General features: G+C 42.8%; 27 protein-coding genes and 1 tRNA gene. 19 read left to right on the forward strand and 9 right to left on the reverse strand.

Features of this window, described 5'->3' with window-relative positions; all coding sequences use genetic code 11:
- The first annotated feature begins 7 nt into the window (after window positions 1–7).
- Window positions 8–1,000 (forward strand): aspartate-semialdehyde dehydrogenase, encoded by a 993-nt coding sequence (locus tag ACRZ9O_RS04810; protein ID WP_459456883.1) that lies wholly within the window; start codon window positions 8–10, stop codon window positions 998–1,000.
- The gene (locus ACRZ9O_RS04815; RefSeq protein WP_459456885.1) at window positions 1,000–1,716 is read left to right on the forward strand and encodes a pyridoxine 5'-phosphate synthase; all 717 of its coding nucleotides are present in this window, start codon (window positions 1,000–1,002) and stop codon (window positions 1,714–1,716) included. The genes ACRZ9O_RS04810 and ACRZ9O_RS04815 overlap by 1 nt, the downstream gene beginning before the upstream one ends.
- Window positions 1,717–1,768: 52 nt before the next feature.
- On the opposite strand, the gene ACRZ9O_RS04820 is transcribed toward ACRZ9O_RS04815, so the two are convergent.
- The gene (locus tag ACRZ9O_RS04820; RefSeq protein WP_459456887.1) at window positions 1,769–2,398 is read right to left on the reverse strand and encodes a hypothetical protein; all 630 of its coding nucleotides are present in this window, start codon (window positions 2,396–2,398) and stop codon (window positions 1,769–1,771) included.
- Between the two features lie 196 nt (window positions 2,399–2,594).
- On the opposite strand from ACRZ9O_RS04820, the gene ACRZ9O_RS04825 reads away from it, so the two are divergent.
- From ACRZ9O_RS04825 to ACRZ9O_RS04860, 8 genes are all read left to right on the forward strand, one after another.
- Window positions 2,595–3,194: an RNA polymerase sigma factor gene (locus ACRZ9O_RS04825; RefSeq protein ID WP_459456889.1), complete on the forward strand. Its 600-nt coding sequence runs from the start codon at window positions 2,595–2,597 to the stop codon at window positions 3,192–3,194.
- 244 nt (window positions 3,195–3,438) lie between these two features.
- Entirely contained in the window at window positions 3,439–3,777 is a 339-nt protein-coding gene (locus tag ACRZ9O_RS04830) for a TM2 domain-containing protein (protein ID WP_459456891.1), read from the forward strand.
- Window positions 3,777–4,136: a DUF2752 domain-containing protein gene (locus tag ACRZ9O_RS04835; RefSeq protein ID WP_459456893.1), complete on the forward strand. Its 360-nt coding sequence runs from the start codon at window positions 3,777–3,779 to the stop codon at window positions 4,134–4,136. Before ACRZ9O_RS04830 ends, ACRZ9O_RS04835 begins: the two co-directional genes overlap by 1 nt.
- The gene (gene nth, locus ACRZ9O_RS04840) at window positions 4,136–4,783 is read left to right on the forward strand and encodes an endonuclease III (RefSeq protein ID WP_459456895.1); all 648 of its coding nucleotides are present in this window, start codon (window positions 4,136–4,138) and stop codon (window positions 4,781–4,783) included. Before ACRZ9O_RS04835 ends, nth begins: the two co-directional genes overlap by 1 nt.
- A complete protein-coding gene (gene pnuC / locus ACRZ9O_RS04845) occupies window positions 4,780–5,337 on the forward strand; it encodes a nicotinamide riboside transporter PnuC (RefSeq protein WP_459456897.1) in 558 nt (185 codons plus the stop codon). The genes nth and pnuC overlap by 4 nt, the downstream gene beginning before the upstream one ends.
- A gap of 92 nt (window positions 5,338–5,429) precedes the next feature.
- The gene (locus ACRZ9O_RS04850; RefSeq protein ID WP_459456899.1) at window positions 5,430–5,813 is read left to right on the forward strand and encodes a TraR/DksA family transcriptional regulator; all 384 of its coding nucleotides are present in this window, start codon (window positions 5,430–5,432) and stop codon (window positions 5,811–5,813) included.
- A gap of 1 nt (window position 5,814) precedes the next feature.
- Window positions 5,815–6,120, forward strand: a complete 306-nt coding sequence (locus ACRZ9O_RS04855) for a hypothetical protein (protein WP_459456901.1) — start codon at window positions 5,815–5,817, stop codon at window positions 6,118–6,120.
- Complete coding sequence (locus tag ACRZ9O_RS04860; RefSeq protein WP_459456903.1) at window positions 6,107–6,427, forward strand: hypothetical protein; 321 nt, start codon at window positions 6,107–6,109, stop codon at window positions 6,425–6,427. The genes ACRZ9O_RS04855 and ACRZ9O_RS04860 overlap by 14 nt, the downstream gene beginning before the upstream one ends.
- Before the next feature lie 69 nt (window positions 6,428–6,496).
- On the opposite strand, the gene prfB is transcribed toward ACRZ9O_RS04860, so the two are convergent.
- A protein-coding gene (gene prfB, locus ACRZ9O_RS04865; RefSeq protein WP_459456905.1) for a peptide chain release factor 2 occupies window positions 6,497–7,571 on the reverse strand; the annotation gives its coding sequence in 2 pieces (ribosomal slippage) (window positions 6,497–7,510 and window positions 7,512–7,571; 1,074 coding nt in all).
- 81 nt (window positions 7,572–7,652) lie between these two features.
- On the opposite strand from prfB, the gene lpdA reads away from it, so the two are divergent.
- Window positions 7,653–9,047 (forward strand): dihydrolipoyl dehydrogenase, encoded by a 1,395-nt coding sequence (gene lpdA, locus ACRZ9O_RS04870; protein ID WP_459456907.1) that lies wholly within the window; start codon window positions 7,653–7,655, stop codon window positions 9,045–9,047.
- A 51-nt stretch (window positions 9,048–9,098) separates the two neighbouring features.
- Here the strand turns inward: lpdA and ACRZ9O_RS04875 are convergent, their stop codons facing one another.
- The 5 genes from ACRZ9O_RS04875 to ACRZ9O_RS04895 all read right to left on the reverse strand — a co-directional run bounded on the left by ACRZ9O_RS04875 (window position 9,099) and on the right by ACRZ9O_RS04895 (window position 12,777).
- Window positions 9,099–9,692, reverse strand: a complete 594-nt coding sequence (locus ACRZ9O_RS04875) for a 3-keto-disaccharide hydrolase (RefSeq protein WP_459456909.1) — start codon at window positions 9,690–9,692, stop codon at window positions 9,099–9,101.
- Window positions 9,693–9,778: 86 nt separating this feature from the next.
- A complete protein-coding gene (locus tag ACRZ9O_RS04880) occupies window positions 9,779–10,249 on the reverse strand; it encodes an RES family NAD+ phosphorylase (protein WP_459456911.1) in 471 nt (156 codons plus the stop codon).
- Window positions 10,249–10,749 (reverse strand): type II RES/Xre toxin-antitoxin system antitoxin, encoded by a 501-nt coding sequence (parS, locus tag ACRZ9O_RS04885; RefSeq protein WP_459456913.1) that lies wholly within the window; start codon window positions 10,747–10,749, stop codon window positions 10,249–10,251. The genes ACRZ9O_RS04880 and parS overlap by 1 nt, the downstream gene beginning before the upstream one ends.
- 438 nt (window positions 10,750–11,187) lie before the next feature.
- Window positions 11,188–11,275, reverse strand: a tRNA-Ser gene (locus ACRZ9O_RS04890).
- A gap of 32 nt (window positions 11,276–11,307) precedes the next feature.
- Complete coding sequence (locus tag ACRZ9O_RS04895) at window positions 11,308–12,777, reverse strand: S10 family peptidase (RefSeq protein ID WP_459456915.1); 1,470 nt, start codon at window positions 12,775–12,777, stop codon at window positions 11,308–11,310.
- A gap of 116 nt (window positions 12,778–12,893) precedes the next feature.
- On the opposite strand from ACRZ9O_RS04895, the gene ACRZ9O_RS04900 reads away from it, so the two are divergent.
- The 5 genes from ACRZ9O_RS04900 (at window position 12,894) to ACRZ9O_RS04920 (ending at window position 17,941) form a co-directional block, all read left to right on the forward strand.
- Window positions 12,894–14,969, forward strand: coding sequence for a nitrite reductase (locus ACRZ9O_RS04900; protein ID WP_459456917.1), 2,076 nt, complete (start codon window positions 12,894–12,896; stop codon window positions 14,967–14,969).
- A 4-nt stretch (window positions 14,970–14,973) separates the two neighbouring features.
- A complete protein-coding gene (cobA, locus tag ACRZ9O_RS04905; RefSeq protein WP_459456919.1) occupies window positions 14,974–15,768 on the forward strand; it encodes a uroporphyrinogen-III C-methyltransferase in 795 nt (264 codons plus the stop codon).
- Window positions 15,758–16,144, forward strand: a complete 387-nt coding sequence (locus tag ACRZ9O_RS04910; RefSeq protein ID WP_459456921.1) for a RidA family protein — start codon at window positions 15,758–15,760, stop codon at window positions 16,142–16,144. The genes cobA and ACRZ9O_RS04910 overlap by 11 nt, the downstream gene beginning before the upstream one ends.
- A gap of 98 nt (window positions 16,145–16,242) precedes the next feature.
- Complete coding sequence (locus ACRZ9O_RS04915) at window positions 16,243–17,448, forward strand: hypothetical protein (protein WP_459456923.1); 1,206 nt, start codon at window positions 16,243–16,245, stop codon at window positions 17,446–17,448.
- A complete protein-coding gene (locus tag ACRZ9O_RS04920) occupies window positions 17,429–17,941 on the forward strand; it encodes a hypothetical protein (RefSeq protein ID WP_459456924.1) in 513 nt (170 codons plus the stop codon). The genes ACRZ9O_RS04915 and ACRZ9O_RS04920 overlap by 20 nt, the downstream gene beginning before the upstream one ends.
- A gap of 37 nt (window positions 17,942–17,978) precedes the next feature.
- Here the strand turns inward: ACRZ9O_RS04920 and ACRZ9O_RS04925 are convergent, their stop codons facing one another.
- Both ACRZ9O_RS04925 and moaA read right to left on the reverse strand, forming a co-directional pair.
- On the reverse strand, window positions 17,979–18,956 hold the full coding sequence (locus tag ACRZ9O_RS04925) for a bifunctional heptose 7-phosphate kinase/heptose 1-phosphate adenyltransferase (protein WP_459456926.1): 978 nt from the start codon (window positions 18,954–18,956) through the stop codon (window positions 17,979–17,981).
- A gap of 2 nt (window positions 18,957–18,958) precedes the next feature.
- Window positions 18,959–19,951, reverse strand: a complete 993-nt coding sequence (moaA, locus tag ACRZ9O_RS04930) for a GTP 3',8-cyclase MoaA (protein ID WP_459456928.1) — start codon at window positions 19,949–19,951, stop codon at window positions 18,959–18,961.
- Between the two features lie 36 nt (window positions 19,952–19,987).
- Here moaA and ACRZ9O_RS04935 point away from each other — a divergent pair, with 36 nt between their 5' ends.
- The 3 genes from ACRZ9O_RS04935 to ACRZ9O_RS04945 are packed head-to-tail and all read left to right on the forward strand — an operon-like array spanning window position 19,988 to window position 23,713.
- Entirely contained in the window at window positions 19,988–20,233 is a 246-nt protein-coding gene (locus tag ACRZ9O_RS04935; protein WP_459456930.1) for a MoaD/ThiS family protein, read from the forward strand.
- A 34-nt stretch (window positions 20,234–20,267) separates the two neighbouring features.
- Window positions 20,268–22,064, forward strand: a complete 1,797-nt coding sequence (locus tag ACRZ9O_RS04940) for an NADH-quinone oxidoreductase subunit 5 family protein (RefSeq protein ID WP_459456932.1) — start codon at window positions 20,268–20,270, stop codon at window positions 22,062–22,064.
- Window positions 22,061–23,713: a complex I subunit 4 family protein gene (locus ACRZ9O_RS04945; protein ID WP_459456934.1), complete on the forward strand. Its 1,653-nt coding sequence runs from the start codon at window positions 22,061–22,063 to the stop codon at window positions 23,711–23,713. Before ACRZ9O_RS04940 ends, ACRZ9O_RS04945 begins: the two co-directional genes overlap by 4 nt.
- Window positions 23,714–23,728 lie beyond the last annotated feature (15 nt).

The raw sequence follows: 23,728 nt of genomic DNA on the forward strand, positions 1-23,728 counted from the left end.
AAATAGAATGAAAGTTGCAGTTGTAGGCGCCACTGGACTAGTAGGCGGAGAAATTTTGAAAGTATTAGCGGAAAGAAATTTTCCAGTTACGGAGTTAATCCCGGTAGCATCCGAGCGTTCGATCGGTAAAAAGGTAAATTTTAAGGGCCAAGACTTCACGGTAGTAGGTTACGAAACAGCGATTTCGATGAAACCAAACGTGGCAATTTTCTCTGCAGGTGGAAGCAGTTCATTAGAGATGGCTCCCAAATTTGCGGCGGCCGGCATCACCGTAGTGGACAACTCCTCTGCTTGGCGTATGGACCCTACTAAGAAATTAGTCGTTCCGGAAATCAACGCGAGCACTTTAACTCCAGACGATAAAATTATTGCAAATCCGAATTGCTCGACCATCCAAATGGTAGTCGTGTTAAATCCCTTGCACAAAAAATACAAAATCAAACGTGTAGTCGTTTCTACATACCAATCCGTAACAGGAACGGGTAAAGCGGCTGTCGATCAATTATTCGATGAGCGCGCAGGAAAGACGGATTACGCGAAAGTATATCCATACAAAATCGACTTAAACGTTCTTCCTCAAATCGACGTTTTCTTAGAAAATGGATACACGAAAGAGGAGATGAAGATGATTTTAGAGACGAACAAAATCATGATGGACGACTCCATCAAGGTAACTGCCACGACGGTTCGTATCCCTACGATCGGTGGACACTCGGAAGCGGTGAACATCGAGTTCGAAAACGATTTCGATTTAGCGGAAGTTCGTGCGATCTTAGAAAAAGAAGAAGGAATCATTGTTCAAGACGATCCGAAGAACTTAGTGTATCCAATGCCGATCACGGCACACGGAAAAGATGAGGTTTTTGTAGGACGTATCCGCCGCGATAATTCTCAAAAGAACTCTTTGAACCTTTGGATCGTGGCTGATAACTTGCGTAAAGGTGCAGCTACGAATGCGGTTCAAATCGCAGAATACTTAGCGGCACACAAATTGATCTAATGACTAGACTCAGCGTCAATATTAATAAAATTGCCACCTTGCGTAACTCGCGAGGTGGTAATAACCCGGATTTGATCCAGGTGGCGTTAGATTGCGAACGCTTTGGTGCACAGGGTATTACGGTTCACCCGCGTCCAGATGAACGTCATATTCGCTACGCGGATGTGTACGCCTTGAAAGAGAAGGTGACGACGGAGTTTAATATCGAGGGGAATCCGATGGAAGCCTCATTTGTGGAATTGGTATTAGCCGTTAAGCCAGCGCAAGTGACCTTAGTGCCTGATGCTTTAGGCCAAATCACCTCCAACCACGGCTGGGACACCATTCAACACCAAGAATTATTGAAGCGACTGATTGCTCCCTTTAAGGAAGCCGGCATTCGCACCTCCATTTTCGTGGACCCTGTTTTAGAAATGGTCGAAGCCGCTGCCACAACAGGCACTGATCGCATTGAATTATACACGGAACCGTATGCGAATGATTTCCCTACGAATCCGACGCAAGCGGTTGCTTCTTATCGAAAAGCAGCCTTTAGGGCTCATCAATTAGGATTAGGCATTAACGCTGGTCATGATTTAAGTTTAGAGAATTTAGCCTTTTTCCAAGCAAACGTAAATCCTTTGGACGAAGTCTCCATCGGACACGCGCTCATATGCGATGCCTTGTATTACGGCTTAGAGAATACGATTCAACTCTACCGCAGACAATTGAAATAAAAAAAGGGCTTCGTTATACAACGAAGCCCTTTTTTTATGAATGGAGAATAAATTACTCTACATCTCCAGTTAATACTACTGCACCACCAGCTACTGATAATTTGATCGTTTTTACTTTTCCAGCCGCGCGGCCAAAAGTGATCTCCGCCTCATAACCTTGTAATGAAGTAGCAAAGGTATCTGCTGTAGATGCTGGTGTTAAAACAGCTGCTTCAGAAGGATTAGCATCTGATGAAATCATCAATTTACCGTCTTTAGCGACAACAATCATTTTCTTCACATATTCGTTGTCAGCCATCTTAAAGGTAGCTGCATAATCAGCAATCCCACCAGAAGAAGCAGACGCAACCGCAGCACCAGCCTTAACACCTTCTAAAGTTTGACCTTGTGCTTCAATTTTCAATTTTGTTACGGCACCGGCTACACGTGTAAATGTAATATCGCCTCCCATTCCACCTAAAACAAATGCGTCTGGCTTAGAACCAGCTGTTAATTCTGTATCAGGAAATCCTTCCGCAGACATAATTAATTTTCCTTCTTTGTCAGCTAATTTCAAGACTTTAACATAAGGATTATCGCTCATGGTGTATTCACCCGCATAATCAGCGGCTTTTTGAGCAGTAGAAACAAAGGCCAAACAAGTCAGGGCCAAAGCTGACATAATAAAACGTAGATTTTTCATTTTTTTTGAAGTTTAGGAATCCAAAATTAAGGATTTAAATGAGCTTCCAAATTTTGTGATCGAAATTTATTCAAAATCAACTAAAATTTTGGATGTAAAAAAGATTTATCTAATTTGCGCAAACAAAAGCAACCAATTCGCCCATTTAGACCCTACTGCATGAGATAAATCTCTACATTAACCATTTTACTTTTTTATGAGCAAAATACCCGTTAATGATGCAGCGTTAATTTCTGCCTACATCCAAGGTGATTCTAAATCGTTCGAAACGCTACTTAACCGTAGCAAATCTAAAGTATTCACGACCATTTATTTAATTGTGAAGGACCGCTACGTGGCGGAAGATCTTTTACAGGAAACCTATATCAAAGCTTTGGACGTCATCAACCAAGGCAAGTATAATGAAGAAGGCAAATTTCTTCCCTGGATTGTGCGCATCGCGCACAATATGGCCATTGACCACTTCCGAAAAGAGAAGCGATATCCTAAAATTGTATTAGACGATGGATCGCCCCTTTGGAACAGTTTTCAATTTTCTGAAGAAAGTTCAGAGGAAAAACAATTAAAAGAAGATTCGATCGTTAATATCAAGGACTTAATAAAAAAGCTTCCTGATGAGCAGCGCGAAGTACTCGTGATGCGCCATTACGAAGAATTAAGCTTCCAAGAAATTGCCGATTTAACCAACGTTAGTATCAATACCGCACTAGGGCGCATGCGTTATGCGCTCATTAACCTGCGAAAAATGTTAGAGAAACAAAACCTTGCCTATGACAAAAAACTCTACCCCGAATGACCTGATTAAACACCTTTATGAGCCTGAAATAGGGTTCCAGCAAACATTAAATGAAGACGAGAAGCAAGAACTTACTCGTTTAAAACAGGTCCAAAACTTGCTGAATTTGGCTTATACTGAGCCCTCCGAAAGGAGCCTTGAGAAAATTCTCGAACATGCTCGTAAGAGTAAAAAGCCCCTAGCACACTAGGGGCTTTTTTATTCAAAAAATCTCGCTAATTTTAGCAAAAAACTAATCAAACGAATGGAAGCATCTAAAGTTGACCTATTTATTATGACACATGGGAAGAGTTTCGAAACGCATCAATTGTCCTATATTCGAGAGAAACTGCTTGCCCTTGATGACTCCCAATGGATTATATTACAGCATGTGCAAATTAAAGACCCCGTTCTTAGCTTGATCGTCTCCATTGTGGGTGGCAGCTTAGGGATTGATCGATTCCTCATCGGAGATACGGGATTAGGTATTGCCAAATTACTTACCTGCGGGGGAATAGGGATCTGGGCAATCATCGATTGGTTTTTTATTATGGACGCAACCCGCGCCAGAAACTTTACCAGATTACAAGCCTATTTAGTCTAATGACCCGCCAGCAGCTCTACAGAACAATCTTGATTGCCTGCTCTGCTGGATTTATTTATTTGTGGACGGGCATCGGCTTTACCTGTTTTTTCAAAACACTCACTGGAATTCCTTGTCCCGCTTGCGGAACGACGCGCTTTATCCTGGGAGATTTCACTCATGGAAACCCGCTTGGAATTATCGTAGGGGCAGCCATGTTATTACCCACTCTTGTCATTTTTGACCTATTTACGCGTGGTGATCGGGTATTTCGGATGTATCTTTGGCTAGAGGAAAAATTTCGACAGCCAGTGGTGGCAGTAATTTTGATTGTATTGCTTGTAATAAATTGGGTTTGGTCGATATCTAAGGGATTATAATGATAAAGAAAGAACGATTTCAGGCGTTTGTGGATCATTTTTCAACGCGATTTCCTGAGGCGGAAACCGAATTGCATTATTCGAACCCCTTCGAATTATTAGTGGCGGTGGTTTTATCTGCCCAATGCACCGATAAGCGCATCAATCAAGTTACTCCTGCCCTTTTCAAACGTTTTCCTGACGCTAAATCTCTCGCAGATTCGAGCGTAGAAGAAATTTTCTCCTATATCCGCTCCGTCTCCTATCCGAATAATAAGGCCAAACACCTGTTAGGTTTAGGCCAAAAAATCACCGACCAATTCGCTGGCGAAGTGCCTGAAACGATGGAAGACTTGCAAAGTTTACCGGGTGTGGGAAGAAAAACCGCGAACGTTATTGCCTCGGTTATTTACAACCAACCCGCGATGGCGGTAGACACCCATGTTTTTCGAGTATCTCAACGACTGGGACTAGTTCCTAAGACCGCGAATACTCCATTGAAAGTAGAAATGGCTTTGATTAAAAATTTGCCAGACGAGGTGATCGCGACGGCTCACCATTGGTTGATTTTGCACGGTCGCTACATCTGTTTAGCTAGAACTCCGCAATGTGCGAAATGTGACATCACCCATTTCTGTGCCTTTTACCAGAAAAACAACAAAAGATGAGCCTAGTCGAAATCTTAGCCATAATAGCCTCGTTAGCCGGTGTGTTTCTTAGTATGGCTAAGAAAAGCTCGGCATGGATTTGCAATATCCTGGCCTCAGGACTTTATGGATTTGTTTTTTGGCAAAATGGGCTCTATTCTGACATGGAATTGCAGGGATTCTTTATTTTAATGGCGATCTATGGCTGGTGGACTTGGTCCCACTCAGAGCAAAATTGGAAACCGGAAAGAGCGACACTTCAGCAACTTACGGCAGGTTTAGCCGTAGCTTTAGTTTTTGGAATGGGGTCTGGCTATCTACATGTAAACTATTTCCCGTCTGTCAGCTTTCCTTTTTTAGATGCGAGTTTAACTGGCATGAGCATTTACGGCACTTGGCTAGCGACACAGCGTAAAATCGAAAACTGGCTCGTCTGGATTATAGTCGATATCGCCTATGTAGGAATGTATGCCACGAAAGAATTATGGGGAACAGCTGCCCTCTATTTGGTCTTTATTATTTTAGCCCTAAAAGGCTACCTAGACTGGCTTAAACCCCTGAAAAACAGGGAATAAAAAAATTGTCTGAGATTTTATCCGTTATATTACCTTATTCCAATCGAGCTAATTATATTTGTGCCCTATTACAAAAAATCATATTTTAGATTATGGCGAACGAAGAAAAACAAAGATACTCTGCCGAAGAATTAAAGGAGTTTGAGCAGATTATCAAAGAGAAGTTAGAAGACACCCAAGCAGAATTAAAATATTTAAGAGAAGCGTTAAGTAAGAAAAACGACACAGGAACAGACGCAACTTCCGGAAACTCGAAAGTAATGGAAGATGGAGCTGATACTGCGGAAAAAGAAAACTTAAACCAATTAGCTGTTCGTCAACAAAAGTTTGCAGTTAATCTAGAAAATGCACTAATGCGCATTAAAAACGGCACTTACGGCGTATGTATCGATTCTGGAAAGTTGATTTCCAAAGAACGTTTACGCTTAGTACCGCACACACAACACTCGATTGAAGCGAAGTTAAAGCAAAAATAAAATGGGTTTGTTCGAAAACAATCGTCTAGTTGAATTGATTACTGACTATCTCAAGACTCAATTTGAGATCATCAAGTTAGATATTCAGGAAAAACTGGAGGAGATTCTTGTTCGAATTTTCAAACTTGTTTTAGTGGCAGCTGGTTTCGCAATTACCCTATTTTTCCTTCTTTTAGGAGGTTCTGAGTGGATCAACCAAGCTCTAGAGAGCCGTTTTATCGGTTATTTCATCATGGCTGGCATCATTGGCCTAGCTAGTTTCGTTCTTTTCTTATCCTTAAAACCACGCGAAAATGAGTCAGAATAAAGAGAAAAGAGAAGAATTAGAAAGCCAGGCAGCTGAGATTCAGGAGAAATTAACAGAGACGGTTACTGAATACAAAAAAATCGGAAACCAGATGTTAATCGCTGGTGGCATAGTAGCCGGCGCTTACCTCTTATATTCGACCTTCTCTGGTTCCAAGAAAAAAGGTTCAATCGTGGGTGATGCCATTAAATCCTACGCCCTTGCGCTTGCTCTTTCCTATGCCAAAGATTTACTAGTAGATTACCTAGCGTCATTGGAAGCAGAAACCGAAGCCGCGGTAGTAGAAGAATCGTCTGACAAAGCCTAACAACTCCTCCGGACGTTAGACTCCGGACTAGTGACTATCGACTTCGGACTATCGACTCCGGACTTTGGACTAGTTCTCCATCAAATACGCCTTAATAAACTCATTAATCTCCCCGTCTAATACTGCATCCGTATTCGATGTTTGGTAATTCGTGCGGTGATCTTTCACGCGACGATCGTCTAATACATAGGATCTAATCTGCGAACCCCACTCGATTTTCTTCTTGCCTGCTTCCACTTCTGCGCGCGCGGCGTTGCGTTTATCGATTTCGATTTGGTATAATTTAGACTTCAATAGGCGCAATGCTACCTCTTTGTTCATTAATTGCGAGCGTTCTTGCTGGCAAGCGATGATGATTCCAGAAGGTTTGTGGGTCAAACGAACGGCTGTTTCGACTTTGTTCACGTTTTGGCCTCCTGCACCACCGGAACGGAAAGTATCCCAATCGATGTCCGCTGGATTGATTTCAATTTCGATGGTATCATCCGCTAAAGGACAGATGTAGACCGAGGCAAACGACGTGTGACGACGCGCGTTCGAGTCGAAAGGGGAAATACGCACTAAGCGGTGCACACCGTTTTCAGATTTTAAATTACCATAGGCAAATTCGCCATCCACCTCGATGGTAACGGATTTGATTCCTGCAACATCCCCTGGATTTTCATCCACTAAACGCACTTTGAAGCCGTTCTTTTCTGCCCACATGTGGTACATGCGCAATAACATGGCGGCCCAGTCTTGGGATTCGGTTCCACCTGCTCCCGCATTGATTTCTAAGACGGCGCTCATGTTATCGCCTTCGTCAGACATCATTTTGCGGAATTCCAAAGCCTCCAGGTTTGCCTCCAGCTTCTCGCCTTCTGCATCCACTTCCGCCTCGGTGGCTTCACCCATTTCGTAAAATTCCCAAATGGTTTCTAAATCGCCTTGCGCATTCGCGAGTTTATCGAACCCATCCGTCCAAAACTTCAGCCCACGCATCTCGCGCATCGTGCTTTCTGCCTTGTCTGGATTATTCCAAAATTCGGGATCTAAGGTAACCGTCTCTAGTTCAGAGATTAAATATTTCTTGTGATCGTAGTCAAAGATACCTCCTTAAAGCCTCTATTCTGGCTTTCAGGTCATTGAACCTGTCTCTAGTCATGTGTTTTTCTACTTAATAAAGTGCAAATATACCCGATTTTGTGCTAAATTGCGGCCTCATTCATTTAAATCAAGCAATAAAATGGCGCAACAATACGATTTGATCGTGGTAGGCTCAGGCCCAGGGGGTTATGTAGCAGCTATCCGAGCTTCTCAATTAGGTTTAAAATGTGCAATTGTAGAGAAAGAATCCTTAGGTGGTATTTGCCTAAACTGGGGATGTATTCCTACCAAAGCCCTTTTGAAATCTGCCCAAGTTTTCGAGTACATCAAGCACGCGGCTGATTACGGAATTACCGTAAAAGGCGCTGAAGCTGATTTCTCTGCGGTTATTTCCCGTTCTCGTGGCGTGGCGGATAGCATGAGCAAAGGCGTTCAGTTTTTGATGAAGAAAAACAAGATTGACGTGATTATGGGTTTTGGAAAAATCCAACCTGGTAAGAAAGTCGAAGTAACTGATGCAGACGGGAAGAAAACCGTTTACGAAGGAAAAAATATCATGATCGCGACGGGTGCTCGCGCTCGTGCATTGCCTAATGTGCCAATCGATGGCGAAAAAGTGATCGAATACCGCAAGGCGATGAGCTTAGAAAAACGTCCAGATTCGATGGTCGTGATCGGTTCTGGTGCGATCGGAGTTGAATTTGCCTATGTATACGCGGCGATGGGAACGAAAGTAACCATCGTAGAATTCATGCCAAACATCGTTCCCGTAGAGGATGAAGATGTTTCAAAAGAATTAGCGAAGCAATACAAGAAAATGGGTATCGATATCTTGACGTCATCTAGCGTGGAGTCAGTGGATACGAAAGGAAAAGGTTGCAAAGTGAGCATCAAAACTCCAACGGGTAACCAAGAAATTCAATGCGATATCGTTCTTTCAGCAGCAGGTGTGATCTGTAATTTAGAGAACATTGGTCTAGAAGAAGTAGGTATTATCGTAGACAAAGGTCGTATTCCAGTGAATGCTTGGTACGAAACGAATATTCCAGGTTATTTCGCGATTGGAGATATTACTCCGGGTCCAGCTTTGGCACACGTTGCCTCAGCGGAAGCGATTATTTGTGCAGAGAAAATGGCTGGTCACAAGACAGAGGCTTTGGACTACACAAACATCCCAGGTTGTACGTATTGCAACCCAGAAATTTCTTCAGTCGGTATGACCGAGAAAAAAGCGATTGAAGCTGGTTACGATATCAAAGTGGGTAAATTCCCATTCGTAGCGTCTGGAAAAGCAACGGCTGCCGGCGCTCGTGATGGTTTCGTAAAAGTTATTTATGATGCCAAATACGGTGAATTATTAGGCGCTCACATGATCGGTTACAACGTAACGGAATTGATCGCTGAAGCGGTGGTAGTTCGCAAGTTAGAAAGCACGGCTTACGAGATTATGAAAACGGTTCACCCTCACCCGACGATGTCAGAAGCCTTCAAAGGCGCGACAGAAGCGGCTTATGGTGAAGCAGTGGATTTGTAATCCATAGTTTAGATAATAAAAAAGAGGAGCCTTTTTAAGCTCCTCTTTTTTTTAGTTCAATTTTACCTGAACGCTTTTATAGGCGATCCTGCTCTTCGGATCGTGTGCCTGAATGGCAATAGTTCCAGGTTGAATTCGTCTTTTATCTGTTCTTCCTACCGGCTCCTCAAAATCGACTACAGTTCTACCGTTGATTTTGGTCGTGATGTGCTTCCCTTCCACTTTCACATGTAATTCGAACCACTCTTCATCGTGTACTAATTTTTCCGCGGTGTCTATTATGCCATAAAGGCTAGCAGTTCTACGCCAATCGGTATTAGAATTATTTACTTGTACCTCGTATCCTTGAGAAGGCCAATCATTTTCAAGGAAAGCAGTACATACGTATAATCCGGAGTTTGCTCCAGGATAGGTTTTGATGAGTGCTTTTACTTCGAAATTTTGGAAATTGTGATTGCCTACGGGACCATCATAGAATAAGTGGCCACGAGGACCTGCGACAACGAGTTCGCCGTTTTGCACTTGGAATGAATTAGGATTCTCGCTGGTTTTCCAGCCAGATAAGTCGCGGCCATTTAATAATTCGACCCATTGGGCATGGGCTGAGAAATTTAATACTAGGAGGAGGAGGAAGAGGTTTTTCATGTTAACTTATAGGTTTATATTTATGGAGGTAAATATGAACTTAAAAGTTTAAAAATGAAATAGTTGGGAGGATTAATCTACTTTAATTATTTCTTCACCATTCTCCCATCAAATACCAGCGCCTCTACTGAGAGGACCTTGATTTTAACACTATCAGGATGAGCAGGATTTATAAGGTAATTAAATTCCGGAGGCACAATACTACTCGGTACTTTTAGGACAGCAGCTGATTTCAGCGCAACAAAATCGTCGCCTATAAACTGAGTTTCTAAAATAGGTGGTTTGGAGTCCCAGTTTTCAGGCAAATCATTTACATTCAGTTCTACTATTTTTATTTCGTCTGGAATCTCTAATTCAACATAAAATCGATCTGTCGGCAGATCTTCAGATAGATCAATGTGAACGGAAACTTCTAGAGTAGCAAGGGCTCGAGATGCAGAGGTATAAACTACCGAAGTGTTTAAGCTATTCCATCGATAACCTTCCATTCTGGACGCACCTCCACCTGACAATATGGTATCTAGGTATTTTTCCCGCTCAATTCGATATACTTTCATTAGGCAAAATTTCCAAATTCAATTCGATTCAGACAGTTTCGAACTTCTTGAATGCCTGTGTTAGAGTCCAATAAACTTTCTGGTGTATTATTTCCCAACGAATAATTGGGCTTTTTCATCCAACGTTGAAATTTATACTCTTCTTGATTAAAAACTTCGATTCCATAATCAACTAATTCCGTCAGAAGTAAAATGACTTCACTATCTCTACCATTCAGCAGTGATTTTTCTCTTCTTTTTTTATTGTAGGTGGTTTGAGGTAGGCCAAACATAGTTAAAACTGATTTTACCGGAACGTTAATGCGCTTACTAATGACTTCAATAGCCGAATAAGGAACCCCCATTCGGATAATACCCACTCTTTCTAATGTAGACTGCCAGGTATATTCAATCCCCTCAGACACGAATCGCCATTTCGGCGTAGAAGCTTCAGCAACTCTTGCGCGTCTTATACTCTTTCGCGTATCAAAAATGACAGGTTCATTCATTTCCTTTTTCATGTGTGTAGCATTTATGCTGTAAATGTACAATATAAATGCTATCGTAGTTATGAAAGGGGAAATTAAATTATGTAATGGCCGTGCCAAAACAGAATTCCATCAATCCCTTGACAAGCTAGGTTTGATAAAGCATGATTAAAAATGAAAGAGGCAGATTATCAGTTACTTGATATTTACAAGAAGGGAGTGACAGCTCCACTCCGTTCCGTTGTCAGCCCGCAGGGCATCTAGCACAAAGCCTGTCACTATAGATTTGAAGTCGGGAGTGACAGCTCCACTTCGTTCCGCTGTCAGCCCACAGGGCATCTGGCACAAAGCCTGTCACCATTCGCTTCGCGAATGGTGACAGGCTTTGTGCATATGGGGCCGATTAACTACACAAGCGCATTACTCGGCCCCATATGAACAAAGCCCCTCAGCTAACGCTGAGAGGCTTTGTAGAGGGGAAGGGATTCGAACCCTCGGTAAGCTTGAGACCTACACACGCTTTCCAAGCGTGCTCCTTAAACCACTCGGACACCCCTCTAGATGAGTCCGTGGGGTTGCAAAAATAGCAAATTATTTCGACGAATCGAAAAAGGAATCGATATCCTTCTTGAATTGAATCAAGGATGGTTTGTGGATATAGTACATGTGGCCTGATTCGTAGTATTTAATATCTACGCGGGAGCGTTGTTCGGGACGCAAGAACATGTGCTCGATGTCGTAGACCGCCGTGAAGTACGGAGTTGCGAAATCGTAGTAGCCGCAGCCGAGGTAGACTTTGAGGTTCGGATTTTTGGCCATCGCATCACGAAGACTTTCCGCGACGTTCAGGTATTTGTTTTGAACGTTTTTATAGGACCAAGGGTATACTTCGCCAAAGACGTTGTAGCCTTTCTCCTCCGTGAACTTCAATTCTCTCGATAAATAGTCATTGATGGTGGCAGTGAATGGTCCATCGATATTCGCAAACGAGGGATCAAAATCCACGAATTCACCAGCATCGTCCAAATTACGACCTGTAAATCGAGCATCTAAACGACCAATCGAAAGTCCATCTGCGCGGCGCAAGGCTTTATAGAAACGGCTTTCCTCCAGACGCAAGTTCGATTGTAAACACAATTCTTTGGAAAGACCCGTATAATAGGCCATTTTTTCAGCAATGGCTGATTTCTCTGCCTCAGACATCCAACCGCCTTTGATTAAAGCTGTTGCATAAGGTCCTATTGCCCATTGCTCCGATTCCTTTAAAACGTCTGCGATAGGTCTAGCTAGTAAGGCTGGAGCTAATTTTTTGTGGTACCAAGCGGCAGCTGTATAAGAAGGAATGTATAAAGCACGAGGTAAATCGTTTCCGACATTGTAGTCGTTTGTCCCGAAATTCAAGACTGCAGAAATCAAAATCACACCATTAATATAGATGCGGTGCTCATCTTGCAAGAATTTAGATAATCCGGCGGCACGAGTTGTTCCATAGCTTTCGCCTGCAAGGAATTTAGGCGATGCCCAACGGTCATAACGACCTAAGAAGTTGCGAACGAAATCACCTACAGATTTGATATCTTCTACATATCCGTGGTATTTGCTCGCTGGTTCACCCACGGCGCGGGAATAGCCAGTGGAAACAGGGTCAATAAAGACTAAATCCGTCTTGTCTAACCAAGAAAATTCATTAGGGATATAAGAATAAGGGGCTGCAGTTGCGGTTCCGTCGTCTTTTAAGACAACGCGTTTAGGACCTACGCCACCCATGTGTAACCACAAAGAGGCTGAACCTGGGCCACCGTTGAAGGTGAAAGTGACTGGGCGCTTAGCACCGTCTTCGTCGTCTTTGGAATAATATGTGAAGAAGATTTTGGCCAAAACCTTACCCGTATCTGCCTTCATATGCATATAACCGGTAGTGGCGGTGTAATTAATCACCTTACCAGCGATCGTAATGGAGTGTTTTGTCTTGACAACTTGTACGCCAGCCGGGTCTTTCCCGATCTGTGCGTTTAGGCTAAGTGCTAGTGCACAAAAAAGAATAGTCAGTAGTTTTTTCATCGTTTTAAGATTTATGAAAACGAATATAAAAATTCTTTGGCAATAAAAGGTATTTTCGTAGATTTGCATCTAATCTATATATTATATAGACTTTATAAACTTGTCAAGAATAAATTATGCAAAGTTTCCGCTCTGAGATAGAAAACCCGGTTGTAGAAAAAGACATCCTAGATTTAGCGAAAAAAATCGCTCAATTCAAGGCTGGCGAGATACACGAGGAGAAATTCAGAAGTCTTCGTCTCGCACGAGGTGTCTATGGACAACGCCAACAGGGGGTACAAATGATCCGCATAAAATTGCCTTATGGTAAGATTCAATTCCACCAATGGAAGCGAATTTCGGACATTTCAGACGAATATTCGACCGGGAACCTGCATTTGACTACACGTCAAGATATACAAATTCACTATGTGTCACTGGACCGCACGCCGGAACTTTGGGCGAAATTAGAGCAGGATGATATCACGTTACGAGAGGCTTGCGGAAACACGGTGCGTAACATCACTGCCTCTCCCACTTCAGGAATTGACCCGAAGGAATTATTCGATGTAAGCCCGCACGCGGATACCGCATTTCGCTACTTTTTGCGTAACCCGATCTGTCAGGAGATGGGGCGTAAAATCAAGATTTCTTTTTCAAATACGGATGAAGATACGTCCTTAGCTTATTTACATGATTTGGGTTTTATTCCCAAAATCGTGGATGGAGCTCGCGGTTTTAAAGTAGTCGTGGGTGGTGGCTTAGGCGCACAACCGATGCTAGCTCACGTAGCACACGAATTCCTTGCTGAAAACGAAGTAATCCCGTTCATCGAATCTGTTTTGCGTGTTTTCGATCGCCACGGCGAACGCAATTCCCGCCACAAGGCACGCATGAAATTCTTGATCCAAAAAATCGGTTTTGAGGCATTCATGGATCTTGTGAATGCAGAAACGAAAGCGTTGAAAAATCACTCTTTCGACATACCATCAGCTACGGCATGGGAGGTGGAAGCGCCTACGTTAGTAGCTTCTACGACTACTCCATCTACGGAAGAATACGCTACTTGGTTAGCGACCAATACCTTTGAACAAAAGCAAAAAGGATTCCACGCGGTCTATGTGCGCATCCTGAACGGTAATATTTCAAGCGTGACCTCACGTTCCCTAATTGAAGCCTTAACTGGATATATCGGCGATGATGTTCGCATTACGATTAACCAAGGTTTGATGTTGAAATATGTGCCCACTGCGAATTTGGCCTATGTCTATTCCGTATTAGACGCCCATGGATTAGCAGCTCCAGGGGCAAATTCCATCGCAAACATCACGGCTTGCCCGGGAACGGACACCTGTAATTTAGCGATTTCGGATTCGACGAATATCACCTCAAAATTAGAGGCCGTCATCAGCGAGGAATTCCCGTCCTTAATCCACGACAGCGCGATGAAGATCAAAATTTCTGGTTGCATGAACGCCTGTGGCCAACACAGTATGGCATCGATTGGATTCCACGGATCTTCCTTGAAAGCTGCGGACAAACGTGTTTTACCAGCCTTGCAGGTGTTATTGGGCGGTGCGACTTTAGGCAATGGCGAAGGAAAAATCGCCGATAAAGTGATCAAAGTTCCTTCCAAAAGAGGTCCCCAAGTCTTGCGTACTCTATTGAATAACTTCGAAGAAAACGCACAGGTGGACGAATATTTCCACAGCTATTATGATCGCCAAGGCGAGAAGTATTTCTACGATTTATTGAAGCCTATCGCAGATTTAAGCACGCTTGTGGACGATGATTTCATCGACTGGGGTGCTTCAGAAAACTTCGCCACCGAAATCGGTGTGGGCGAATGCGCAGGTGTCGTGATCGACTTAGTGGCGACCTTATTATTCGAATCGGACGAGAAATACGAATGGACGGCAGCCGCTTTAGAAGATAAACGCTACGCGGATGCGATCTACCACGCCTATAGCGTGTATATTTCTGCAGCGAAAGCACTCCTATTAAATAAATCGATTTCGGTACCTACCCAAACATCCGTCATCACGAAGTTCGATGAAAACTTTGTAGCAACTGGTGATTTTGCCGTGGATGCACCATCATTCGCTGAATTAGTCTTACAGATTAATCAAAACGAACCATCAGCAGGTTTTGCATCTCGCTACACCGCTCAAGCTTATGCCTTTTTACAATCCGCCAAAGTAGCCCGCTCTTAATCGTATGAAAAATTTAAGCCATTTCAGATCTTTAGAACCTCACCCGAAATTAACGGTGGTAGGTGCTGGCCCAGGTGATCCAGAATTGATTACCCTAAAGGCCATTAAAGCCATCGCGTCTGCGCAAGCGGTTTTATACGATGCTTTAGTCGACAAGACCTTATTAGAACACTGCACTCCTACCTGCGAGCAGATTTATGTGGGCAAGCGCGCAGGTTCCAGCCATTCGCAAGATGCAATTAATAAATTAATTATAGAGAAAGCCTATGCACTAGGACACGTGGTTCGCTTGAAAGGCGGTGATCCTTTTGTCTTCGGCCGTGGTCAAGAAGAAATCGAATACGCTCGTGAATTCGGTTTATTGACAGATTATATTCCCGGCATTTCCTCCTCTTACGCAGCTGCGGGGTTAGCTGAAATACCCTTGACGATTCGAGGGGTGAACGAGAGCTTTTGGGTATTGACGGGTACGAAATCGGATGGTTCTTTAACTTCCGACCTGACCTTAGGATTGCAATCGTCCGCGACATTAGTGATCTTGATGGGCATGAATAAATTAAAAGAGATTTCGGATTTATGCCAAAGTCTGGGCAAAGGCGACATCTCCGCCGCGATTATCCAAAATGGCACGATGAAAAACCAACGCATTGGCGTATCTTCGGCTGCAGAATTAGCCACTATGGCTTCTAAAGAAGGCTTGACCAATCCAGCAGTCATCGTCATAGGTGAGGTTGTAAGGCATGCAAAGCCGGAAATTTGGCAAAAAATCACGCACATAAGTAAAGAAAATGAGCAATAGAATTAACATCTCCAGCGGTTCCCCTTTCGAAGATACCTTCGGTTACTGCCGCGCCGTTAAAACAGGAAACTTGTTAGAAATCTCCGGCACAGTTGCCCTGGTGGATGGCGAAAAAATAACGGCTGACGATTTATATGCCCAAACCTATAACATCATCGAACGCATCTCGATGGTTTTAGAAGAAGCAGGATCATCCCTAAAAGACGTAGTGCGTACCCGTATTTTCACGACGGATATGTCTAAAAATGGAGACATCGCGCGCGCTCATTCGCACTTCTTCAAAGACATCAAACCGACAACGGGGATTTATGAAATTTCTGCTTTGATCGCTCCACAGTATAAAGTGGAAATTGAGTTTACGGCTTGGGTGGGGTAATTATCAGTAAACTGATAATGTGAGTTGATTATCAGTTTACTGATAGTGATTGGCCATCGATAACCGTAAGATTACATCGTTCAATAAAACCAAGAACGATGAAAAACCACTATAAAAAACAACTATTCCTTATTTTAGGCCTTTTTTGCCTACTTTCTTGCACTAAAGAAAGCATTGTTGCACCAGCCACTTCTTCCGCAATTCATGAATTAAAGGATTGGACACACGAAGTAGACCCGCTAGGTCGTGCTTCCTTTATTGCCTGGGATTTAGCCATCCCGATTAAACTTTTCGACAGCGTTTCCGCTTATTCTGCCCCGGTCAAAAATACCTCCATCCAAGTCGGCTCCCCCGATTTTATGGAATTTATCACTTTCGAGCTTGGTGGCAAACGCCACGGCTGGTACAAATCCTATCGACGCATTAATGAAACTGATATGGAAATCATCATCCAATCTATCGAAGGCAAAACGTTAAAATCAGGCTTTCTGCATAAATCTAAAAACCGTATACTGAAAGGCAAAGGTGCTCGAATACGAGAGATGAATTTATCTCCTTTAGAAATCGATATGATTCATTTTTTAATGGGAACTATGCTCGGAGAAGTCACGGTATCAGCACCCCGATTAAATCAAGAAGGTGGTTGGCTTTACTTGTACGTTACTATGTTAGATTATTATGGAAACAAGGAAGATGGAGAATATAGCTTTGGAGGTGGAGGTGGAAATCAAGCTAGTTCAGATTTTAATGACTACAATTACTCAGAAATTGAATCTCAATTGAAAACTCCTTGCTTTAACGAGGTATTGGCAGAACTTAAGAACAATAACGTTTACGGTAAGATTTCAGAGATAATTCAAAAAATTGACTTTGAGAAACGAGGATTGAAATACTCCGTAATTATTAATGAAAATACCGCAAATTTGGATACTAATTTAAAAGGTCGCAATGCATATGTAGATGGCAATGTGATAACTTTGAATGTTTCAGTATTGAAAAATGCCTCCAAAGAATACATCGCTCGGGTAATTATTCATGAATTTTTACATGTCTACATCAATAATAAGTTCCCAAGCACAGATCACCAAGAAATGTTAAACGAATATGTAAGTGAAATAGCTGCCTTTTTACATACTCTTTACAAGACAGATGAGAAAGACGCAAAAATTTTAGCTTTATTAGGTCTTCAAAAGGAAAAAGACTGTTATGATTATTTATTAAAAGAATTAGGAGTTAATGAATGGGACGTTTACAATACAGATCAGAAATACAAAAACCAAAATTATGGCAAACATTGCAATTAAATTACTGATTATTCTTTTGATGATCTCTAGTAGCATCAAGACGGTAGCGCAAGAAAATCCTAAAAACGAATTTTTATTCAATGGTTGCGGTCAAAGTGAATTTTACGAATACTTTTCGCACAATCTAAAAGTGTGGGGTAATAGACCAACTTTTAATTTATTCGTTTTTAAATTAAATGGAAACGGGAAAATTACTGATTTGAGGCATATGGGAGGAATGGAAAAAACAGATGCAGAACATGTTATGAAGTTTATTAAACAGTCAGAAACTTGTTGGAATTTACCATCAGACCCGAAACTTTTCAAATGGATTATACTCCCTTTTATCTCAGGAAAAGGTAATGCGAATTCACAAAAAGAGCCCGACTTTAAAAGTACAACAATGGATGCTTTTAGTAAACTAAGAAGCTTAACTTCCTTCGGAATATATTCAGGAGAGTTCTATATAACGGATTTAGTATGGTACATAGACCCACGAATAAAATTGGATTGATTTAGGGTTTTGGGAATCGAGTTTGAAGCATAGAAGATTAAATCTTTCCAGCTTCCCTCTTCAGCAATTCCACATCAATCGGAACCACTCCTAGCGATTCGCAGACTAAGCCTCCGCCTAAGTTTGCGAGCTCTGCAATTTGCTTAGCAGAACCACCAGCGGCTAATGCGCAAGCAGCAATGGAAATTACCGTATCTCCGGCGCCTGAAACATCGGCAATTTGGCGAATGTGTGCAGGAATTTGAATTTGATCTGCTGCATAATCCATATACACACCGCGTTCGGACATCGTCACAAATAGACCTGTAAAAGATTGGGAAGCCTTGAAATCAGCCACTGTTTTTGCGATGGCTTCCGGTGCGATAGCTGCTGCCTCTAAACCTAAACCATCCCGTAATTCGTTCAAATTTGGCTTAAATAAGGTAGCGCCACTGTAGGCGAAAAAATTCTTTTTCTTAGGATCAACGACGGTTGGGATTTGGCGTGATTTAGCTAGTGTGATAATTTCTTGAATCAGCCCCTGACTTAAAACTCCTTTGTCATAATCCTCAAAAAGAATCACATCGACTTCTGGTAACCAAGCTTTCACTTGCTCCAATAAAGCTTTAGAAGATGCAGCTGAAATAGGTGCTTCTGTTTCCGAATCCACTCGTATCAATTGTTGAGATCCGGCAATAACACGTTCTTTAACAGTGGTAGGACGACCTTTTTCTACGATAATACCATCAATTGATAATCCCGATTCTTTTAGAATTCCTTGTAAGGTTTCGCCTATTGAATCATCTCCAATGACCGAGCAAACATAGGGTTTAGCACCAAGGCTTGCGATATTTAAAACCACGTTACCGGCACCGCCTAAGCGAGATTCCCGCTTGATCACGTTCACCACGGGAACCGGAGCTTCTGGTGATATGCGATTTACCTTACCCCAAGTGTAGGCATCCACCATTAAATCGCCTATCACGAGAACGCGTAGGCTAGAAAATTTCTCAATCAGGTTTGATAATTCACTCATATTTATCCTCCAATAGTCGTCATCGATTCGGTGATGACTCCTTGTCGTTTATTTTCTGCTTCAAATCCATCCAACGGACGCGATTTAAATAATGTCAAAAATTGTGCTTTCACCTCCTCATCGCTCACTTCGCTACGAAGATACGGCTTCATATTAAAAACGCCATCATCGTACAGGCAAGTCTTGACTTGCCCTTTAGCCGTTAAGCGAATACGATTGCAGCTTCCGCAAAACGTACGCGTAAAGGCCGCGATAATACCCAAATTGCCTTGAAAACCAGGAATATCATACGTATTTGCCGTTTCACCGAACAAAAAGGGTCTCACTTTTAAGTCCGGAAATTGCGAGCGGATACGCTCTAAAATACGGGCATGATCCCAAAATAGTTTCTCTTCTACCAGTCCGGAACCGTTAAATGGCATTTCTTCGATGAATCTAACCGAAACTGGATGTTCGCGTGCAAACTCCGTCAAAGCAATAATATCTTCCTCGTTTTTGCCCTGCATCACGACCGCATTGATCTTGACCTGAAAACCAGCTTCAATTAAACGAATAAGGTTTGCATAGACTTTGGCAAAATCATCACGACGTGTTATCTGCTGAAAGCGATCCCGGTCAATTGAATCCAAGCTTAAATTAATGTGGCGTACACCAAGCTTTTTCAACGCACCTAAATACTCACCGATGAACACGCCGTTCGTTGTTAAACAGATTTCTAGGTCTTTCAAGCCCGCTAAATTCGTTAAAAAATCCAGCAAACCATTCCGAACAAAAGGCTCTCCACCGGTGATGCGGACTTTTTTAATGCCCATTTCGTGCAAAATGCGAGTCAACCGAAACATCTCCTCCCAACTCATTAACTCCCGTTCCGGCATATAAGTAATCCCATCCGCCGGCATGCAATAGGTGCAGCGCAGATTGCAACGATCCGTTACCGCGAGACGTAAATACGTCAATTCGCGACCGTGATTATCTAAAAGCTGAGGATTATCCAATATATTTGTTCAAAGTATTCAAAGGTACAAAAAACGATGTCAACCTACCACATATTGCTGTTCGGTATTTGCCGAGATTTATTAAAATCGTCCAAGATTTCGATCAAAACAGAGGGCTCAGTCACCGTGGAAGAAATGTTACATACCTTGCGTTCGATGCATCCGGCTTTGGAAAATCTACCCTCTTTGCGACTTGCAGCAGAACATCGCTTCCCTGAACCTGATTTTATCCTATCGGAATCGATGGAAATTGCCCTAATTCCTCCTGTGAGTGGTGGATAATCCGTATATTTGTCCCTAAATCTATACAAAGTATATGGGATTAAATCTCCTGTTTCTTGGAGTACTCTTGTTGCCTTGGGCCTCCGCGCTTTTGGTAGCTCTTTTTCCCAAACCCCTTTTTTCGATTTCCCTCTCGGCTGTATTTAGCCTTTTAGTTATCTTTTTTTGTGCGCAAGCTTCCGTTGATTTCAAAATCGCTTACATCTGGTTTCAACTAGGAGGAAAAGAAATAAATGCCAGTTTTTGGGCGAATGCCTCCTCGCAATTAGTCTTGGGACTAGTGGCGATTGTGTCTTTTTGCGTTCAACTATTCTCAAAAAAGTACCTAAAAGACGACCCCTCTCTCGGTAGATATTACGTGTATTTGCATCTATTTGTGGGCTCGATGACCCTGCTTTTGGTAGCGGATTCCATCCTCATTTTCTATGGAGCTTGGGAACTTGTGGGGGCGTGTTCGTATTTGTTAATTAGTTTTTGGCATCAAAAAAATGAAGCAACACAAGCAGCTAAAAAAGCCTTTTTGATTAACCGCCTGGGAGATATTGCCTTATTGTTCGGCTTAATTGCTCTCGGATTACATTTCAATACGTGGCAATTTTCTGACATAAATGGCATCGCTCCTACGCTGATCGGTATAGCTATTATCACAGGGGGTATCGCAAAATCAGCTCAATTCCCCTTGATGTCCTGGCTACCCGATGCGATGGAAGGCCCTACCCCAGCCTCTGCCTTGATCCACGCGGCTACCATGGTGGCAGCAGGCGTTTTTGTGGGAGTACAAGTATATGATATAACGAGTCCAGAGACCCATCTTTTTATGGGTATCATTGGTGCAATTTCCTTTATTTCAGGAGCGATTTTCGCCATTTTCCAAAACGACATCAAAAAAACGCTGGCCTATTCCACCATTTCCCAGCTGGGTTTAATGTGGATGGGAATGGGTTCTGATGCTTCACTGTTCCATTTATTGACACATGGAATCTTTAAAGCGGGCCTCTTTTTAGCGGCGGGCGCTGTCATTCACACAGTGCATTCCCAAAGCCTAAACGACATGGGCGGACTGCGCAAGAAAGCGCCAATAGCGGCTTTGGCCTATTTGATTTTCGGTGCAGGATTAATGGGATTACCTCTTACGGGCGGTTTTTACAGCAAAGAAAATATCGCAGGATTCTTGTACACAAACGAACATTTTGAACTTTTAGGTATGTTAGGCATCGGGATGGTATTGACTAGTTTCTACATCAGCCGCCAGTTCTATTTGATTTTTCTAGGGCCAGTAAAAGAAGGTCCTTCGACTACCGATTTTGCGCTCCCTATCTGTATTCTAGTTGTAGCGAGTCTTTTCGCCTGGATTTCTTGGAATCCAATCGAGGTTCACGCATCGGCTTTATTAGAGCATTTTGAGGTAGCCATCTACCAAATTCCTTCGATTTGGTTGTACATCACAGGGGCGAGCTGGGTGGTAGGAATTGCCGGAGCGTATTTAACTAGAAACTGGATTCCGGCCGGAAATTACCAGTTTTTACCTCGCTTTTGGCCATCCCTATTCCGCTTTATTCGATGGAAGAGCAGTTCTGCACAGATTTTCGAAACGCAATTCATTGAGCGCTTCGTGAATGGGATTGCCGCTCTGCAAGTGATTATTGCCCACCTGCTAGCTTGGGTAGACCGTCATCTCGTGGATGGTATTTTGGTAGGGGGAAGCTCCAGCCTAAGTGCAGGAACTGGAAAACTATTAAGTCGCTGGCAATCAGCTAAAGTCCAAAGCTATTGGACTATGATTATTGTGACATTTGCCCTATTTTTACTTTACGCGCTATTTATTAAATGACGAATTTACCCCTATTATCGCTCTTGATTGGATTGCCCCTGCTTGGTGCTTTGGTGCTTGGACTAGGTCAATTAAAGGAGCAAGCGAGAAACATCGCCATCGGTCTTTCGACGCTACAATTAGCGCTTTTGGGCTATATCTACAGCGCATTCGACAAAATATCCGGCTTATTTCAATTCAACGAAACGCATCATTGGTTCTCAATTTCTCTCGGGTCAATGGGACAATTTATGTCGAAATATACCCTCGGAATCGATGGATTAAGCATTTCCCTGATTCTTTTAACGGGGTTGATTACCTGGGTGGCGCTTTGGAACTCGACTGAAATAAAGGAAAAAGTAGGCGGCTATTATGCCTTGGTCTTGCTACTGAATGCCTCAATCATGGGTTGTTTTATGGCCAAAGACCTCTTCCTCTTCTACGTCTTCTTTGAATTCATGTTACTACCGATGTATTTCCTGATCGGTATCTGGGGTGGACCGCGCAGAAACTATGCCTCTTTAAAATTCTTTCTTTACACGCTAGTAGGATCCCTTTTAATCCTAATCGTGATGTTGGGGATGGGCGTTGCCTACGTGGATCCGTACGAAACCGCTTTATTGAATGGCTTAATTCGACCGGAACAAGACTTCAATGTAGAGGCATTGAAAACCGTACAGCAATTGATTTCTTCACAAGAGTTAGCGACGTCCTCTTTAGTTCACAGCTTCGATATGCAAGCTTTAGCGGATTTTAAAAATTGCCAAATCACCAGCATTCTTCACATCAGTTCCGGCTGGCAATTAGCTGGAATGAGCGCTCGGGAGTGGGGATTTTGGCTATTATTCATCGGATTCGCGATCAAATTACCGATGGTTCCTTTGCACACCTGGCTACCCGATGCGCACGTGGAAGCACCAACCCCTATCTCTGTCTTATTAGCCGGAGTATTATTAAAAATAGGAGCCTACGGTTGGCTGCGAATTACCATTCCTTTCTTCCAAATAGAAGCCTTAATGGCAGCTAACATTTTAGCCGGATTAGGTGCCCTATCCATCATTTATGGCGCTTATAATGCCTTAGCGATGACGGATTTAAAGAAATTAGTAGCCTATTCCTCCGTATCCCACATGGGTTTTGTGTTACTCGGAATCGCGGCCTTTACAGCGGAAGGGTGGCAAGGAGCTATCTTCCAAATCATCTCCCATGGTGTTTTATCTGCCTTGTTGTTTTTAATCGTAGGCGTCTTGTATTCCCGCACCGGTAACCGTGAAATCGATTCCTATTCCGGTTTAGTAACCTTGATGCCTCGCTTCACGGTTATCTCAGGTATTGCCATTTTTGCCTCTTTAGGCCTACCCGGATTCTCCGGATTTATCGGGGAATTCTTCAGCTTAATGGGCGCCTTCACTAGTCCTTTTGTGCATCCAGGGATTGCCGTTATCGGAGCTTTGGGCTTATTATTAGGCGCTGGTTATCTATTATGGACGTTCCAAAAAATCTATTTGGGAAAAACCTACCTAAAAAATGCCGAATGGTCTTTACCCGATTTGAATAAATTAGAATTACTTAGCCTTTTTGGTCTAGGATTTATCAGTATATTGCTCGGCGTTTATCCGGGCGTGCTATTTGAGCTCAGCGAAAAATTCGTCACCGAATTGCTAAAATAAACCTATTAAATTTAA

Source organism: Aquirufa sp. HETE-40SA (assembly GCF_054558635.1).

What these genes read in the sequence shown, in the direction of transcription:
- nth (WP_459456895.1), top strand. Translation starts at nt 4,136, where the DNA reads ATGATAAAGAAAGAACGATTTCAGGCGTTTGTGGATCATTTTTCAACG.
- cobA (WP_459456919.1), top strand. Translation starts at nt 14,974, where the DNA reads ATGAAAAATTTAAGCCATTTCAGATCTTTAGAACCTCACCCGAAATTA.
- ACRZ9O_RS04900 (WP_459456917.1), top strand. Translation starts at nt 12,894, where the DNA reads ATGCAAAGTTTCCGCTCTGAGATAGAAAACCCGGTTGTAGAAAAAGAC.
- parS (WP_459456913.1), bottom strand. Translation starts at nt 10,749, where the DNA reads ATGAAAAAGGAAATGAATGAACCTGTCATTTTTGATACGCGAAAGAGT.
- ACRZ9O_RS04850 (WP_459456899.1), top strand. Translation starts at nt 5,430, where the DNA reads ATGGCGAACGAAGAAAAACAAAGATACTCTGCCGAAGAATTAAAGGAG.
- ACRZ9O_RS04880 (WP_459456911.1), bottom strand. Translation starts at nt 10,249, where the DNA reads ATGAAAGTATATCGAATTGAGCGGGAAAAATACCTAGATACCATATTG.
- ACRZ9O_RS04830 (WP_459456891.1), top strand. Translation starts at nt 3,439, where the DNA reads ATGGAAGCATCTAAAGTTGACCTATTTATTATGACACATGGGAAGAGT.
- ACRZ9O_RS04810 (WP_459456883.1), top strand. Translation starts at nt 8, where the DNA reads ATGAAAGTTGCAGTTGTAGGCGCCACTGGACTAGTAGGCGGAGAAATT.
- ACRZ9O_RS04935 (WP_459456930.1), top strand. Translation starts at nt 19,988, where the DNA reads ATGTCAACCTACCACATATTGCTGTTCGGTATTTGCCGAGATTTATTA.
- ACRZ9O_RS04825 (WP_459456889.1), top strand. Translation starts at nt 2,595, where the DNA reads ATGAGCAAAATACCCGTTAATGATGCAGCGTTAATTTCTGCCTACATC.
- ACRZ9O_RS04915 (WP_459456923.1), top strand. Translation starts at nt 16,243, where the DNA reads ATGAAAAACCACTATAAAAAACAACTATTCCTTATTTTAGGCCTTTTT.
- ACRZ9O_RS04895 (WP_459456915.1), bottom strand. Translation starts at nt 12,777, where the DNA reads ATGAAAAAACTACTGACTATTCTTTTTTGTGCACTAGCACTTAGCCTA.
- ACRZ9O_RS04820 (WP_459456887.1), bottom strand. Translation starts at nt 2,398, where the DNA reads ATGAAAAATCTACGTTTTATTATGTCAGCTTTGGCCCTGACTTGTTTG.
- ACRZ9O_RS04860 (WP_459456903.1), top strand. Translation starts at nt 6,107, where the DNA reads ATGAGTCAGAATAAAGAGAAAAGAGAAGAATTAGAAAGCCAGGCAGCT.
- ACRZ9O_RS04875 (WP_459456909.1), bottom strand. Translation starts at nt 9,692, where the DNA reads ATGAAAAACCTCTTCCTCCTCCTCCTAGTATTAAATTTCTCAGCCCAT.
- ACRZ9O_RS04920 (WP_459456924.1), top strand. Translation starts at nt 17,429, where the DNA reads ATGGCAAACATTGCAATTAAATTACTGATTATTCTTTTGATGATCTCT.
- pnuC (WP_459456897.1), top strand. Translation starts at nt 4,780, where the DNA reads ATGAGCCTAGTCGAAATCTTAGCCATAATAGCCTCGTTAGCCGGTGTG.
- ACRZ9O_RS04815 (WP_459456885.1), top strand. Translation starts at nt 1,000, where the DNA reads ATGACTAGACTCAGCGTCAATATTAATAAAATTGCCACCTTGCGTAAC.
- ACRZ9O_RS04940 (WP_459456932.1), top strand. Translation starts at nt 20,268, where the DNA reads ATGGGATTAAATCTCCTGTTTCTTGGAGTACTCTTGTTGCCTTGGGCC.
- ACRZ9O_RS04910 (WP_459456921.1), top strand. Translation starts at nt 15,758, where the DNA reads ATGAGCAATAGAATTAACATCTCCAGCGGTTCCCCTTTCGAAGATACC.
- lpdA (WP_459456907.1), top strand. Translation starts at nt 7,653, where the DNA reads ATGGCGCAACAATACGATTTGATCGTGGTAGGCTCAGGCCCAGGGGGT.
- ACRZ9O_RS04855 (WP_459456901.1), top strand. Translation starts at nt 5,815, where the DNA reads ATGGGTTTGTTCGAAAACAATCGTCTAGTTGAATTGATTACTGACTAT.
- ACRZ9O_RS04925 (WP_459456926.1), bottom strand. Translation starts at nt 18,956, where the DNA reads ATGAGTGAATTATCAAACCTGATTGAGAAATTTTCTAGCCTACGCGTT.
- ACRZ9O_RS04835 (WP_459456893.1), top strand. Translation starts at nt 3,777, where the DNA reads ATGACCCGCCAGCAGCTCTACAGAACAATCTTGATTGCCTGCTCTGCT.
- ACRZ9O_RS04945 (WP_459456934.1), top strand. Translation starts at nt 22,061, where the DNA reads ATGACGAATTTACCCCTATTATCGCTCTTGATTGGATTGCCCCTGCTT.